This is a genomic window from Streptomyces sp. NPDC093568, from assembly GCF_044764945.1.
GTDB lineage: Bacteria > Actinomycetota > Actinomycetes > Streptomycetales > Streptomycetaceae > Streptomyces.
In genome coordinates this window covers 433,996-447,324 of record NZ_JBIWJD010000002.1, presented here as the reverse complement: position 1 = coordinate 447,324, position 13,329 = coordinate 433,996, and the positions used below count along the sequence as shown (strand labels likewise).

At 72.1% G+C, this 13,329-nt stretch carries 12 protein-coding genes; 10 read left to right on the top strand and 2 right to left on the bottom strand.

Features of this window, described 5'->3' with window-relative positions:
* The first annotated feature begins 40 nt into the window (after positions 1 to 40).
* Together ACIRD7_RS11555 and ACIRD7_RS11550 are read left to right on the top strand one after the other, a co-directional pair.
* The gene (locus ACIRD7_RS11555) at positions 41 to 859 is read left to right on the top strand and encodes a hypothetical protein (RefSeq protein WP_403452454.1); all 819 of its coding nucleotides are present in this window, start codon (positions 41 to 43) and stop codon (positions 857 to 859) included.
* 93 nt (positions 860 to 952) lie between these two features.
* The gene (locus ACIRD7_RS11550; protein WP_403452453.1) at positions 953 to 1,798 is read left to right on the top strand and encodes a DegV family protein; all 846 of its coding nucleotides are present in this window, start codon (positions 953 to 955) and stop codon (positions 1,796 to 1,798) included.
* A gap of 131 nt (positions 1,799 to 1,929) precedes the next feature.
* Here ACIRD7_RS11550 and ACIRD7_RS11545 read toward each other — a convergent pair whose 3' ends face one another.
* Complete coding sequence (locus tag ACIRD7_RS11545) at positions 1,930 to 2,568, bottom strand: hypothetical protein (protein WP_403452451.1); 639 nt, start codon at positions 2,566 to 2,568, stop codon at positions 1,930 to 1,932.
* Here ACIRD7_RS11545 and ACIRD7_RS11540 point away from each other — a divergent pair.
* The 6 genes from ACIRD7_RS11540 to ACIRD7_RS11515 all read left to right on the top strand — a co-directional run bounded on the left by ACIRD7_RS11540 (position 2,515) and on the right by ACIRD7_RS11515 (position 8,621).
* Positions 2,515 to 3,165: a helix-hairpin-helix domain-containing protein gene (locus ACIRD7_RS11540; protein WP_403452450.1), complete on the top strand. Its 651-nt coding sequence runs from the start codon at positions 2,515 to 2,517 to the stop codon at positions 3,163 to 3,165. The genes ACIRD7_RS11545 and ACIRD7_RS11540 overlap by 54 nt on opposite strands.
* On the top strand, positions 3,162 to 5,882 hold the full coding sequence (locus ACIRD7_RS11535; RefSeq protein WP_403452448.1) for a ComEC/Rec2 family competence protein: 2,721 nt from the start codon (positions 3,162 to 3,164) through the stop codon (positions 5,880 to 5,882). Before ACIRD7_RS11540 ends, ACIRD7_RS11535 begins: the two co-directional genes overlap by 4 nt.
* 4 nt (positions 5,883 to 5,886) lie before the next feature.
* Positions 5,887 to 6,726, top strand: coding sequence for an arylamine N-acetyltransferase (locus ACIRD7_RS11530; RefSeq protein ID WP_403452446.1), 840 nt, complete (start codon positions 5,887 to 5,889; stop codon positions 6,724 to 6,726).
* A 66-nt stretch (positions 6,727 to 6,792) separates the two neighbouring features.
* Complete coding sequence (locus ACIRD7_RS11525) at positions 6,793 to 7,038, top strand: hypothetical protein (RefSeq protein ID WP_403452444.1); 246 nt, start codon at positions 6,793 to 6,795, stop codon at positions 7,036 to 7,038.
* A gap of 124 nt (positions 7,039 to 7,162) precedes the next feature.
* The gene (gene holA / locus ACIRD7_RS11520) at positions 7,163 to 8,152 is read left to right on the top strand and encodes a DNA polymerase III subunit delta (protein WP_403452442.1); all 990 of its coding nucleotides are present in this window, start codon (positions 7,163 to 7,165) and stop codon (positions 8,150 to 8,152) included.
* Positions 8,153 to 8,222: 70 nt separating this feature from the next.
* A complete protein-coding gene (locus tag ACIRD7_RS11515) occupies positions 8,223 to 8,621 on the top strand; it encodes a nuclear transport factor 2 family protein (RefSeq protein ID WP_403452440.1) in 399 nt (132 codons plus the stop codon).
* Positions 8,622 to 8,812: 191 nt separating this feature from the next.
* On the opposite strand, the gene rpsT is transcribed toward ACIRD7_RS11515, so the two are convergent.
* Positions 8,813 to 9,073: a 30S ribosomal protein S20 gene (gene rpsT, locus ACIRD7_RS11510; RefSeq protein WP_403452439.1), complete on the bottom strand. Its 261-nt coding sequence runs from the start codon at positions 9,071 to 9,073 to the stop codon at positions 8,813 to 8,815.
* Positions 9,074 to 9,307: 234 nt separating this feature from the next.
* Between rpsT and lepA the strand changes: the two genes are divergently transcribed.
* Entirely contained in the window at positions 9,308 to 11,176 is a 1,869-nt protein-coding gene (gene lepA / locus ACIRD7_RS11505) for a translation elongation factor 4 (RefSeq protein WP_403452437.1), read from the top strand.
* A 230-nt stretch (positions 11,177 to 11,406) separates the two neighbouring features.
* On the top strand, positions 11,407 to 13,281 hold the full coding sequence (locus tag ACIRD7_RS11500; protein ID WP_403452435.1) for an AMP-dependent synthetase/ligase: 1,875 nt from the start codon (positions 11,407 to 11,409) through the stop codon (positions 13,279 to 13,281).
* The last annotated feature ends 48 nt before the right edge of the window (positions 13,282 to 13,329 follow it).

The window sequence follows — 13,329 nt, the reverse complement described above, 5'->3', positions numbered from 1 at the left end:
GTGACGCGGCGTGGGCCGTCGCCGGTCGGAGGAGGAGCTCGTGGAAGCAGTGATCGCAGTGTTCGCCCTGCTCTTCGTGCTCTTCGTCGCGCTCGGCGCGTACGCCACGGTGAAGGTGGTCGGGGCCGCCAAGCGCCGCGTGGACGAGACGATCACCCACGCCCGGCGCACGGTCGAGGACCACACGCTGAGGGCCAAGTCCTTCGCGCAGACGGGCCCCGCCGGCGAGATCGCCCAGCTGCGTCTGAAGCTGCGCACCTCCATGCGGTCCACGCAGGACGCCCTGCACGCGGGCTCGGCCGAGGACACGTCCCTCAAGGAGTCGCTCGGCCTCTTCGAGCGCCTGAGCGCGCACGGGCACGAACTGGACGCGGAGCTGCGGCGCCTGGAGTCCGAGCCGGACCGCGCGACCCTCACCAAGCGGCTGCCCGACCTGCGCGAACGCACCGAGCGGATCGTCCACGCCGCCGACTCCCTGCGCTGGGCCGCCCGCGACCGCGCGAGCCGTTTCGCCGCGGACGACCTGGACACCCTCAGCGCGCAGATCGACGTGGAGACCGGCGCGCTTCGGCATTGGCAGACGACGGAGTCCTCGACGGCGGGATCTTCGGCGACCGGATCGTCGGCCACAGGATCGGCGACGGCGGAGCCCGGGGCGCCGTCGGAACGGCCGGCGTCGACGCCGCCCCCGTGGCCGGAGGCGCCCGCCGCCGAGGCCGGCCCGACGACCGAGCAGACCTGGCCGGACACCCCTCGCACCCAGCGGGCCGAGGAGCCGACGAGGCCCGCCATCAACCCGCCCGGCCCTCGCCCGACCTACCCCTGGCAGAAGAAACCCCGCCCGGAGAGCACGACTTGAGCCCGGGTGACGGCGATGCGCTCCGGTCAAGGCTTCACCGGCTGAGCGGGGTCGGGCTGCCGCCCGGGCGCTACGCCAGGTAACCTCCAGCTCATGTCCCGCCATGTCGCTATCGTCACCGATTCAACGGCCTACCTGCCGCCCCGGACGATGGAGCGCCACGGCATCACAGCGGTGCCCCTGACCGTGGTCGTCGGCGGTCAGGCGCTGGACGAGGGCACCGAGATCTCCACCCGCTCCCTCGCCCAGGCGTTGCAGAAGCGACGCCCTGTCACCACCTCCCGCCCCAGCCCCGAGGTGTTCGCGGAGCACTACCGCAAGGTCGCCGAGGCCGGCGCCACCGGCATCGTCTCCCTGCACCTGTCGGCGGAGCTCTCCGGTACGTACGACGCGGCGGTCCTCGCGGCGCGCGAGGCGCCCGTGCCGGTGCGGGTCGTGGACACCGGCATGGTCGCCATGGCGCTCGGGTTCTGCGCGCTCGCGGCGGCCGAGTCGGCGGAGACGGGCGGCACGGTGGACGAGGCCGTCACGGCCGCCGAGAAACGGGCCGGGGCCACGGCCGCCTACTTCTACGTCGACACCCTCGACTATCTGCGCCGCGGTGGCCGCATCGGCGCCGCGCAGGCGCTGTTGGGCTCCGCGCTCGCGGTGAAGCCGCTGCTGCAGCTGGAGGGCGGCCGGATCGGGCCGCTGGAGAAGGTGCGGACGGCTTCCAAGGCGATCGCCCGCCTGGAGGAGATCGCCGCCGACCGCGCGGGCAGCACACAGGTCGACATCGCGGTCCACCATCTCGCCGCTCCCGATCGGGCGTCGGCGCTGGCGGACCGTTTGCGGGCGCGGGTGCCGGGGCTGGCGGACCTGCATGTGAGCGAGGTGGGGGCGGTGATCGGGGCGCACACCGGGCCCGGGCTGCTGGGGGTCGTGGTCTCGCCTCGCTGAGCGGCCGTTGGGCGGGTGCCGCACTCGTGTGGGTGGCGGAGTTTTCCACAACTGGCGAGTAGTCCCCGGGAATTGAGCAAGATCATCGCGGGAACGGCGAGGTGTCCGATCCTCGGCGCATGGCACTTCGATCACGTACACGCACAGCTACGACGGTGAGCAGTGGCCCGGGCCGCGGCCGGTATTCCGACAGCCGCGCCCGCCACCGACGGGGCACGCATGTCCGGGGGAGGGCGCGGCAGCGCCATGCCTCGGCGCAGGAGCTGCGCCGCCGGGCGGAGGTGATGTTCGCCGAACGGGCCGAGGAGTGGGGGGAGTCGGGGGCGGGCCCGCCGGGGCGTGAGGCCGGCCGGCTCGAAGAGGTTGGGGCCGGTGGTGCGGGTCAGGTCGGTGGTGCCGGTCGGGCCGGTCGTGCGGGTCGGGCCGGTCGTGCGGGTCGGGCCGGTGGTGCGGGTCGGGCCGGTGGTGCGGGTCGGGCCGGTGGTGCGGGTCGGGCCGGTGGTGCGGGTCGGGCCGGTCGTGCGGGTCAGGCCGGTGGTGCGGGTCGGGCCGGACGTGGGTCCGAAGCCGATCGCCGCACCGAGGCTGTTGCCGGGGCCGCTCCCGAGGACGCGGGCGTCGGCGGCGGTGGGGAGTGGCGGGCGCGGGCCGGGCTGGCTTTGCGGGAGCGGATGCCGGTGTGGTTGCAGGCACGGTGTGGGCTGGAGCGGCGCAGCGTGGTCGCGCTCACCCTGGTGCTCGTCCTCGCCGCCGGATTCGCGGTGCAGCACTTCTGGGCGGGGCGGACGCAGTCCGTGCGGGCGCCCGAAGTGGTGCGAGCAGTGCCCCCGTTCGGCGGGTCGGAGGCCGGCGGCGAGCGGGGCGGTGACCTGACTTCTGGCGGCTCGGCGGGGGTCGGTGCGCGGGGTGCCGTGGGCACGGCCGCGGCCGAGATCGTGGTGGACGTCGGCGGCAAGGTGCGCGAGCCCGGGATCCATCGGCTGCCGGCGGGCTCGCGCGTCGCCGACGCCCTGAGCGCGGCCGGTGGGGTGCGCCCCGGCACGAACACCGACGGTCTCAACCGGGCCCGGTTCCTGGTGGACGGCGAGCAGGTGATCGTCGGTGCTCCGGCGGCCGTGCCCGGGGCCGGGGGCGGGGCGGGGGCTGGCAGCGGTACGGCCGGCGCCGGGCCCGCCGTGCCGGTGTCCCTCAACACCGCGACCGTGGACCAGCTCGACACCCTCCCCGGCGTCGGACCGGTGCTGGCCCAGCACATCATCGACTACCGCACCCAGCACGGCGGCTTCCGCTCGGTGGACGAGCTGCGTGAGGTCAACGGCATCGGCGACCGCCGTTTCGCCGATCTACAAGATCTCGTACGGCCATGAGCCACGAGGTCCGCACATCCGGCCTCGCGCCCGCCCGCACCGCCGTCCACGCCGCGTCGGGACGACGGCTCGGCGCCGCCCACCCCCGGCAGGAAGGGCCGACGGACCTGCGTCTCGTGCCGCCCGCGCTGGCCGCCTGGGCGACGGCGGCCTTGATGCTGGATGCCCCGTCGCGGTGGGTCTTCCGTACAGCGGTGGTCTGCTTGCTCGCGGCGGGCGTCCTTCTGCTGAGGCGGCGTGGCGTTACCGGGGCGCGGGGCGGTGGTGCCCAGGCGCCCGGGACGCGGAGCCCGGTTCCCGGGCGGGTGTCCTGGCCCCGTGTCTCCGTCGCCGCCGTGCTGCTCTGTGTCGCCGCGGCCGCCGCCTCCGCCGGGCTGCACGGCGCCGATCTGCGGCGTGGGCCGGTGCCGGGGCTGGCGCGGGAGTACGCCACGGTCACGGCCGAGGTGGAGATCACCTCCGACCCTCGGCTGACCCGGCCTCGGGTCAAGGGGGATCACATGGCGCCGAGCGCCGTGCTGATCAATGCGGAGGTGCGGCGCGTGGAAAAGGCGGGTGGTAATTCGGTGGGGACGCGGGCGCCGGTGCTGCTGATCGTCGACGCGGAGTCGACCTCCTCGGACAGGGTGTTGTCGAACCGACCCCCGCCCTCACTCTCGCCGAACCAGCTCCCGCCCCCGCCGAACCAGCTCCCGCCCCCGCCGAACCAGCTCCCGCCCCCGCCGAACCAGCTCCCGCCCCCGCCGAACCAGCTCCCGCGCCCGCCCGACCAGCCCTCCCCCTGGCTAAGCCTCCTCCCCTCCACCCACCTCCGACTGACCGCGAGGTTCGTCCCCGCCCTGGCGGGTGGCGACCGGATCGCCGCCGTACTGCGGGTGCGGGACGCGGGCGAGCCCGAGGTCGTGCGGGAACCGTCGGCGGCGCAGCGGCTGGCGGGGCGGCTGCGGGGCGGGCTGCGGGAAGCGACGGACGGGCTGCCGGCGGATGCCCGGGCGCTGCTGCCGGGGCTGGTCGTGGGTGACACCGCGCGGATCACGCCGGAGCTGGACGAGGCCTTCAAGGAGACCGACCTGGCGCACACGCTCGCCGTCTCCGGCAGCAACCTCACGATCATCCTGGCCCTGCTGATCGGCCCACCCGGCATGGCCCAGCTGGCCGAGCGCCGCGGACTCGCGCCGCGCCTGGGAGCCTCGCTGCGGACGACCGCGCTGCTCGGCGGAGGGCTCACCCTCGGATTCGTGATCGTGTGCCGGCCGGACCCGAGCGTGCTGCGGGCCGCGGCCTGTGGAGCCGTCGCGCTGCTCGCCCTGGCGACGGGACGCCGTAGATCGCTGATCCCGGCGCTGGCGACGGCCGTACTGCTGCTGGTGCTCTACGACCCGTGGCTGGCCCGCAGCTACGGCTTCCTGCTCTCGGTCCTCGCGACGGGTGCCCTGCTCACCCTGGCGCCCCGGTGGAGCGCCGCGCTGCGCAGGCACCGGGTGCCGCCCAGGTCGGCCGAGGCGCTGGCGGCCGCGGCGGCCGCGCAGGCGCTGTGCGCGCCGGTCGTGGCGGTGCTGTCGGCGCGGGTGAGCCTCGTGGCGGTGCCCTGCAATCTGCTCGCGGAGTTCGCCATCGCGCCGGCCACGGTACTGGGCTTCGCTTCGCTGGCCACGGCACCGTTCGCCATGCCGGTGGCCAAGGCCCTGGCCTGGTGCGCGAGTTGGCCGGCCGGGTGGATCGCGGACGTCGCCCGGACGGGTGCCGCGCTGCCAGGCGCGGGAGTGGACTGGCCCGGCAGCTGGACCGGGGCGGCGCTGCTGGCCCTCGCCACGGTGGTCGTCCTGCTCGTCGGCCGGCGGCTGCTGCGGCACCCCTGGTGGTGCGCTGTGTGCGCGGCGCTGCTCCTGCTGACGGTGGTGCGGCCGCCGCCGCTGACCAGGGTCGTCACGGGGTGGCCGCCGCCGGGGTGGCGGTTCGCGATGTGCGACGTGGGACAGGGCGACGCGACGGTGCTCGCGGCGGGGGCGGGGACGGGCGTGGTCGTGGACGCCGGGCCCGATCCGACGCTGGTCGACCGGTGCCTGCGTACGCTCGGCATCACGCGGATCCCGCTCGTCGTCCTCACCCACTTCCACGCGGATCATGTGGCCGGCCTGCCCGGCGTTCTGCGGGGGCGTGCGGTGGGCGCGATCGAGACGACGGGGCACGAAGCGCCCGTGGACCAGGTGGAGTTCGTCCGCAGGGAGGCGGCCGCCCGGCGCATTCCCGTGACGCGGGCCACGGCCGGGGAGGAGCGGCGCACCGGGGCGCTGAGCTGGCAGGTGCTGTGGCCGCCGCCGCACCCGGCGTCGGCTTCCGGCGGTCCGGACGGTCCGAACGACTCCAGCGTGACCCTGCTCGCCCGGTCGGCCGGGCTGCGGTTTCTGCTGCTCGGCGATCTGGAACCTCCGGCACAGCGGGCGCTGTTGAGATCGCCGGCGCGACCGCTGCTGGGCGGCGTGGACGTGTTGAAGGTCGCCCATCACGGCTCGGCGTACCAGGACCCGGAGCTGATGCGCCGGGCGGCGCCGAGGCTGGCGTTGATCTCCGCCGGGGAGGACAACACATATGGCCACCCGGCACCCAGCACCGTCGCGGCGCTGCGGGCGCAGGGCGCGATGGTGCTGCGGACGGACGAGGACGGGGCGATCGCGGTCGCGGGTACGGGCGCGGAACTCACCGTGGCGGGAGACTGAGGCCATGGATTCCGTAGAGGCTGATGCCTATCTCCGACGCCTTGGGGTCGAGCACCCGGCGTGGCCCACCGTGGACGTGCTGCGCGAGCTGCAACTGCGCCATCTGCAGACCGTGCCGTTCGAGAACCTGTCGATCCACCTCGGCGAGGAGATCGTGCTGGAGGAGAAGCGGCTGCTGGACAAGGTGGTGGGCGCGCGGCGGGGCGGGTTCTGCTACGAACTGAACGGGGCGTTCGGGGCGTTGCTCGGCGCGCTGGGCTTCGACGTGACGCTCCTCGCGGCGCGGGTCTACGGGCAGGAGGAGCGGCTCGGGATCCCGTACGACCACATGGCGCTGCAGGTGGGGACCGTCGACGGGGGCGCCTGGCTGGCGGACGTGGGCTTCGGGGCGCACAGCCACTATCCGCTGGCGCTGGAGGCGCGGGGCGAGCAGCTCGATCCGGCGGGTGTGTTCCGGGTCGTCGAGGCTGGCCCCGACCCGGCCGGGGTGCGCGGCGGGTGCGACGTGCTGGAGGCGGTGGACCTGGACGTCGTCATGGACGGCCGGCCGCAGTACCGGGTGGACCGGCGGCCGCGGGTGCTCGGTGACTTCGCGGCGGGGGCCTGGTGGCACCGGACCTCGCCGGTCTCGCACTTCACGCAGTCGCTGGTGTGCTCGCGGGTGACGGAGGAAGGAGGGCGGATCACGCTGAGCGGCCGCACGTTCAAGTCGACGGCGGCGGACGGGACGCGTGAGCAGCGGGAGTTGGGCACGGACGAGGAGGTGCTGGGGGTGTACCGGGAGCGGTTCGGGATCGAGCTGGACCGGGTGCCGACGGTGCGCAAGCCCGACGGGGGAAGCTGAGGGCCGCGAAGGGGCCGTCGGGCGGCGTCGAACGTACGTCCCTCGGCCGTGCCCGAGAATGGCTCCGTGAGTGATGTGAGACATGTGCTGGTGCTGCCCGACCGTGACGCGGCGGAGGAGGCCGCGGCGGCCCTCGGGGAGCGGTTCGGGATCGACGAGGAGCCGCGGCTGGTGCGGGACGCGCTGGCCGGGGAGGACGACGCCGAGGACGCGCAGTGGCTCGTCGTGCTGCGGGACGAGCAGGGCCGGCTGGACCCGGGGGAGCTGGACGAGTTCGCGGGGGAGTGGGAGGGCTGGCGGGAGGAGCCGTAGCCGGTCGGCGCCCGGAGCCGTGGGTCGGCGGGCTCCCGGAGCCGTGGGTCGGCGGGCTCCCGGAACCGTAGTCCGGCCGGCTCCCGGAGCAGGATTGTCAGTCCCGCGTGCCATGCTTGGCGCGATGGCCAGGAAGACTGCGAACGATGATCCCCTCGCCCCCGTGACCCTCGCCGTGGGTCAGGAGGAGCTGTTGCTCGACCGTGCCGTGCGGGAGGTGGTGGTGGCCGCCAGGGCCGCCGATGCCGACACGGATGTGCGGGAGCTGGCTCCGGAGCAGTTGCAGCCGGGCACGCTCGCCGAGCTGACCAGCCCCTCGCTGTTCGCGGAGCGCAAGGTCGTGGTCGTGCGCAACGCGCATGATCTGTCGGCCGACACGATCAAGGACGTGACGGCGTATCTCGCGGCGCCCGCCGAGGAGATCACGCTGGTGCTGCTGCACGCCGGGGGCGTCAAGGGCAAGAAGCTGCTCGACGCAGCGCGCAAGGCGGGGGCGCGGGAGGTGGCGTGCCCGAAGATGACCAAGCCGGCGGACCGGCTGGCGTTCGTCCGGCAGGAGTTCCGGGCGACCGGACGCTCCGCGACGCCGGAGGCCTGTCAGGCGCTGGTCGATGCCATCGGGAGCGATCTGCGCGAGCTGGCGTCCGCGGTGAGTCAGCTGGTCGCCGATGTCGAGGGGACCATCGACGAGGCGGTGGTCGGGCGGTACTACACCGGCCGTGCCGAGGCGTCGAGCTTCACCGTCGCCGACCGGGCGGTCGAGGGGCGGGCGGCGGAGGCGCTGGAGGCGCTGAGGTGGTCGCTGGCGACGGGCGTGGCGCCCGTCATGATCACCAGTGCGCTCGCCCAGGGCGTCCGGGCCATCGGCAAGCTCTCCTCCGCACGGGGCGGCCGCCCCGCCGACCTCGCGCGCGAGCTGGGCATGCCGCCCTGGAAGATCGACCGGGTCCGCCAGCAGATGCGGGGGTGGACGCCCGACGGCGTGGCGATCGCACTGCGGGCGGTCGCCGAGGCCGACGCGGGGGTGAAGGGCGGCGGGGACGACCCCGAGTACGCCCTGGAGAAGGCCGTCGTGACCATCGCGCGGGCCGCCCGGTCCAGGGGGCGCGGCTAGCGGCGAGGGGGAGGAGAATCGGGCGTGTCAGCCGCACCTCGCCGGACAGTGGGAAAGGTGGCGATCGGAGATGGCTGTACACCCGCACGCGGCTCTCGTCCGCAAGGGCTACGAGGCCTTCCAGCGCGGAGACATGGACACCCTGCGCGGCATGATGACCGGGGACTGCACACACCATGTGCCCGGCTCGCACCAGCTCTCGGGGGACTTCAAGGGGATCGACTCGATCCTCGACGGGTACTACGGCCGGCTCTACTCGGAGACCGGCGGCTCGTTCCAGGTCGAGCTGCGCGACATATTGGTCGACGGCCGCGGGCACGCCATGTCCGTGCACCGCTTCACCGCCGACCGGGGCGACAAGCACATCGACGAGAGCGGCGGCATCGTCTTCCGGATCGTCGGCGACAAGATCACCGATCTCGACGAATGCGTCGCGGACATCGACATGACCAACGAGTTCTGGTCCTGACGCAGCCATGCCGAAGGCCCCGGCGCCTGCCCTGGGGAAGGGCTAGAGGCCGGGGCCTTCGGTTCACGATGTCGGGGCCACGCCCGCGTGGCGAACGCAGGCCGCGCGTGGCTCCTGGGGTGCCGGACGGGAGCGGAAGAGAGAGGGCCCGCTCGATTCCCTCCGGCGGTCAGATCAGAAAGGTGTCGCCCTTAGAGGGACGCGACCTTCGAAGCAAGCGCCGACTTCTTGTTGGCGGCCTGGTTCTTGTGGATGACGCCCTTGGAGACGGCCTTGTCGAGCGCACGCGACGCAGCGCGCTGAAGCTCGGCGGCCTTCTCGACGTCACCCGCGGCAGCGGCCTCGCGGGCCTTGCGGATCGCGGTCTTCAGGGAGGACTTGACGGCCTTGTTGCGCAGCCGAGCCTTCTCGTTGGTCTTGATCCGCTTGATCTGGGACTTGATGTTCGCCACTGATTGAGCCTTTTCAGGTTCTGGCACCGGGCCGCACGGAAGCCGCACGGGACCTGTACCGGGTGATTTCTTCGGGGTGTGCCTCGCGCTGAGAGGGCATGAGACACAGCCACCCAGACTACCAGTGGCCCGGCCGACGGCCCAAAACGGTCCCCGGTCGCCGCCCATGGGACCATGGAACCTACGTATAGATCCGACCCGAGGCATAAGGCGCCTCAAGAGACAGGACCCTGCGTGCCCGCGACCCCTAACAATGTGCCCGAGCCGAGCCGTACCGACCCGGCTCTGATCCGCAATTTCTGCATCATCGCGCACATCGACCACGGCAAGTCCACGCTCGCCGACCGGATGCTCCAGCTGACCGGTGTGGTCGAGCAGCGGCAGATGCGTGCTCAGTACCTCGACCGGATGGACATCGAGCGTGAGCGCGGTATCACGATCAAGTCCCAGGCGGTGCGGTTGCCGTGGGCTCCCACCCACGACAAGAACAACACGCACATCCTCAACATGATCGACACCCCGGGGCACGTCGACTTCACCTACGAGGTCTCACGGTCGCTCGCCGCCTGCGAGGGGACCATCCTCCTCGTCGACGCCGCCCAGGGCATCGAGGCCCAGACCCTCGCCAACCTGTACCTGGCGATGGAGAACGACCTCCAGATCATCCCCGTGCTGAACAAGATCGACCTGCCGGCCGCGCAGCCCGAGAAGTTCTCCGAGGAACTCGCCAACCTCGTCGGCTGCGAGCCCGGCGACGTGTTGAAGGTCTCGGCGAAGACCGGCCTCGGCGTCGAGGCCCTGCTGGACAAGGTCGTCGCCGAGATCCCGGCGCCGGTCGGCGTCCAGGACGCGCCCGCCCGCGCGATGATCTTCGACTCGGTCTACGACTCCTACCGCGGTGTCGTGACGTACGTCCGTGTCATCGACGGCCAGCTCAACAAGCGTGAGCGCATCAAGATGATGTCGACGGGCGCCACCCACGAGCTGCTGGAGATCGGGACGAACTCGCCCGAGATGCTGTCGGCCGACGGCCTCGGCGTCGGTGAGGTGGGTTACCTCATCACCGGTGTGAAGGACGTCCGCCAGTCCAAGGTCGGTGACACCGTCACCAGCCAGCACAAGGGGGCCACGGAGGCGCTCGGGGGCTACAAGGACCCCAAGCCCATGGTCTTCTCCGGCCTGTACCCGCTGGACGGCTCGGACTACCCGGAGCTGCGCGAGGCCCTGGACAAGCTCCAGCTCAACGACGCAGCGCTCGTCTACGAGCCCGAGACGTCCGCCGCCCTCGGCTTCGGCTTCCGCGTCGGCTTCCTCGGCCTGCTGCACCTCGACGTGATCCGTGAGCGGCTGGAGCGCGAGTTCGGCCTCGACCTGATCGCCACCGCGCCCAACGTGGTCTACCGCGTGGTCATGGAGGACGGCACCGAGCACACCGTCACCAACCCGAGCGAGTTCCCCGAGGGCAAGATCAACGAGGTGTACGAGCCGGTCGTGCGCGCCACGATCCTCGCGCCCACCGAGTTCATCGGCTCGATCATGGAGCTGTGCCAGACCCGGCGCGGCACCCTGCTCGGCATGGACTACCTCTCCGAGGACCGCGTCGAGATCCGCTACACCCTCCCGCTCGCGGAGATCGTCTTCGACTTCTTCGACCAGCTGAAGTCGAAGACGCGCGGTTACGCCTCGCTGGACTACGAGCCCACCGGCGAGCAGACCTCCAGCCTGGTCAAGGTCGACATCCTGCTGCACGGCGACAAGGTGGACGCCTTCTCGGCGATCACCCACAAGGACGCGGCCTACGCCTACGGTGTGCGGCTCGTCGCCAAGCTGCGCGAGCTCATCCCGCGGCAGGCCTTCGAGGTGCCGATCCAGGCCGCCATCGGCTCCCGGGTGATCGCCCGCGAGACCATCCGCGCCATCCGCAAGGACGTCCTCGCCAAGTGCTACGGCGGCGACATCTCCCGTAAGCGCAAGCTGCTGGAGAAGCAGAAGGAAGGCAAGAAGCGGATGAAGATGGTGGGTTCCGTGGAGGTTCCCCAGGAGGCCTTCATCGCGGTACTCAGCAGCGATGACAGCGCGGGGTCGGGCAAGGGCAAGAAGTAACCGCGGGTAACACCCGGTGGCCCGGCAAATCGCCGCAACAGGGGTCCGTCGTGCGCAAGTGCGACGGGCCCCTTTGTGTACGCCAGGTGACGCTCTGGAGGAAGTGACAAGGCGCGGGCCCTTACGCACTGGCCTGTCGACCTTTAACCTGATCCCTGCTCGATAGTTACTCGCGAGTTAAACAACGTGAGTGGAACCAGCCGCACAGTCGCGGGCCCCCGGAGGATGTCGTGAGCGACACACAGACACTGATCGAGAACCGCCCGCCGAGCGTGGCGACCCTCTTCCTGGAGCGCGTGGCCGCCACGCCGGAAGCCGAGGCGTACCGCTATCCCGTGCCTGCGGCCTCGGGGCAGGGTCCGGACGACTGGAAGTCGCTGACCTGGGGACAGGCCGCCGAGCGGGTCCACGCCATCGCGGCCGGCCTCATCGAGCTGGGCGTCCAGCCCGAGCAGCGGGTGGCCCTCGCCTCCTCGACCAGGCTCGAGTGGATACTGGCCGACCTGGGCATCATGTGCGCCGGCGCGGCGACGACCACCGTCTATCCGCAGACCAACGCCGAGGAGTCGGCGTTCATCCTCTCCGACTCCGACAGCCGGGTGCTGATCGCCGAGGACGCGGCGCAGCTGGCCAAGGCGGTGGAGAAGCGCGGCGAGCTGCCGGACCTCACCCATGTCGTCGTCATCGACCCGGCCGGTGTCGAGACCGCCGACTGGATCCTCACCCTCGACGAGCTCGAGGCCCGCGGCGCGGCCCGGCTGGAGAAGGACCCCGATCTGATCAAGCAGCGGGTCGGCGCGATCACCAAGGACCAGCTCGCCACCCTGATCTACACCTCCGGCACCACCGGCCGCCCCAAGGGCGTGCGGCTGCCGCACGACAACTGGTCGTACATGGCGAAGGCCATCGCCGCGACCGGGCTGGTCGGCCCCGAGGACGTGCAGTACCTGTGGCTGCCGCTCGCCCACGTCTTCGGCAAGGTGCTCACCTCCGGCCAGATCGAGGTCGGCCACGTCACGGCCGTGGACGGCCGCGTCGACAAGATCATCGAGAACCTGCCGGTCGTGCAGCCGACGTACATGGCGGCCGTCCCGCGCATCTTCGAGAAGGTCTACAACGGGGTCGCCGCCAAGGCCCGCGCGGGCGGCGGCGCCAAGTACAAGATCTTCCAGTGGGCCGCCGCGGTCGCCCGCGAGTACGCCAAGGTCACCCAGGACAACTTCCGGCGCACCGGCACCCACTCCGCGCCGTTCGGCCTGGCCGCCAAGCACAAGGTCGCCGACACCCTCGTGTACGCCAAGATCCGCGAGGCCTTCGGCGGCAACCTGCGCGCCTGCGTCTCCGGCTCGGCCGCCCTCGCCCCGGAGATCGGCTACTTCTTCGCCGGCGCCGGCATCCACATCCTGGAGGGCTACGGCCTCACGGAGTCCTCGGCCGCGTCCTTCGTGAACCCGGGCGAGGCCTACCGCACCGGCACGGTCGGCAAGCCGCTGCCCGGCACGGAGGTCCGCATCGCCGACGACGGCGAGATCCTGCTGCGCGGCCCCGGCATCATGGAGGGCTACCACGGGCTGCCCGACAAGACCGCCGAGGTGCTCGAGAGCGACGGCTGGTTCCACACCGGCGACATCGGCGAGCTGTCCCCGGACGGCTACCTCCGTATCACCGACCGCAAGAAGGACCTCATCAAGACCTCGGGTGGCAAGTACATCGCGCCCGCCGAGGTCGAGGGGCAGTTCAAGGCGGTGTGCCCGTACGTCTCCAACATCCTGGTGCACGGCGCCGACCGGAACTTCTGCACGGCGCTGATCGCGCTGGACGAGGTCGCGATCCAGGCGTGGGCCGAGGAGAACGGGCTCGGCGGCAAGTCGTACGCGGAGATCGTGGCCGCGCCGGCCACTGTCGAGATGGTCGAGGGCTACGTCAAGAAGCTCAACGAGGGGCTTCAGAAGTGGCAGACGATCAAGAAGTTCCGGCTGCTGCCGCGGGACCTCGATGTGGAGCACGGGGAGATCACGCCGAGCCTGAAGCTGAAGCGGCCGGTCGTCGAGCGGGAGTACAAGCACCTGATCGACGAGATGTACGCGGGCTCTCGCGAGGCGTAGCGCCGTAGCGGAGGGGTGGCGGGGGACTGGCGGCGGCCGCGGGTGGTC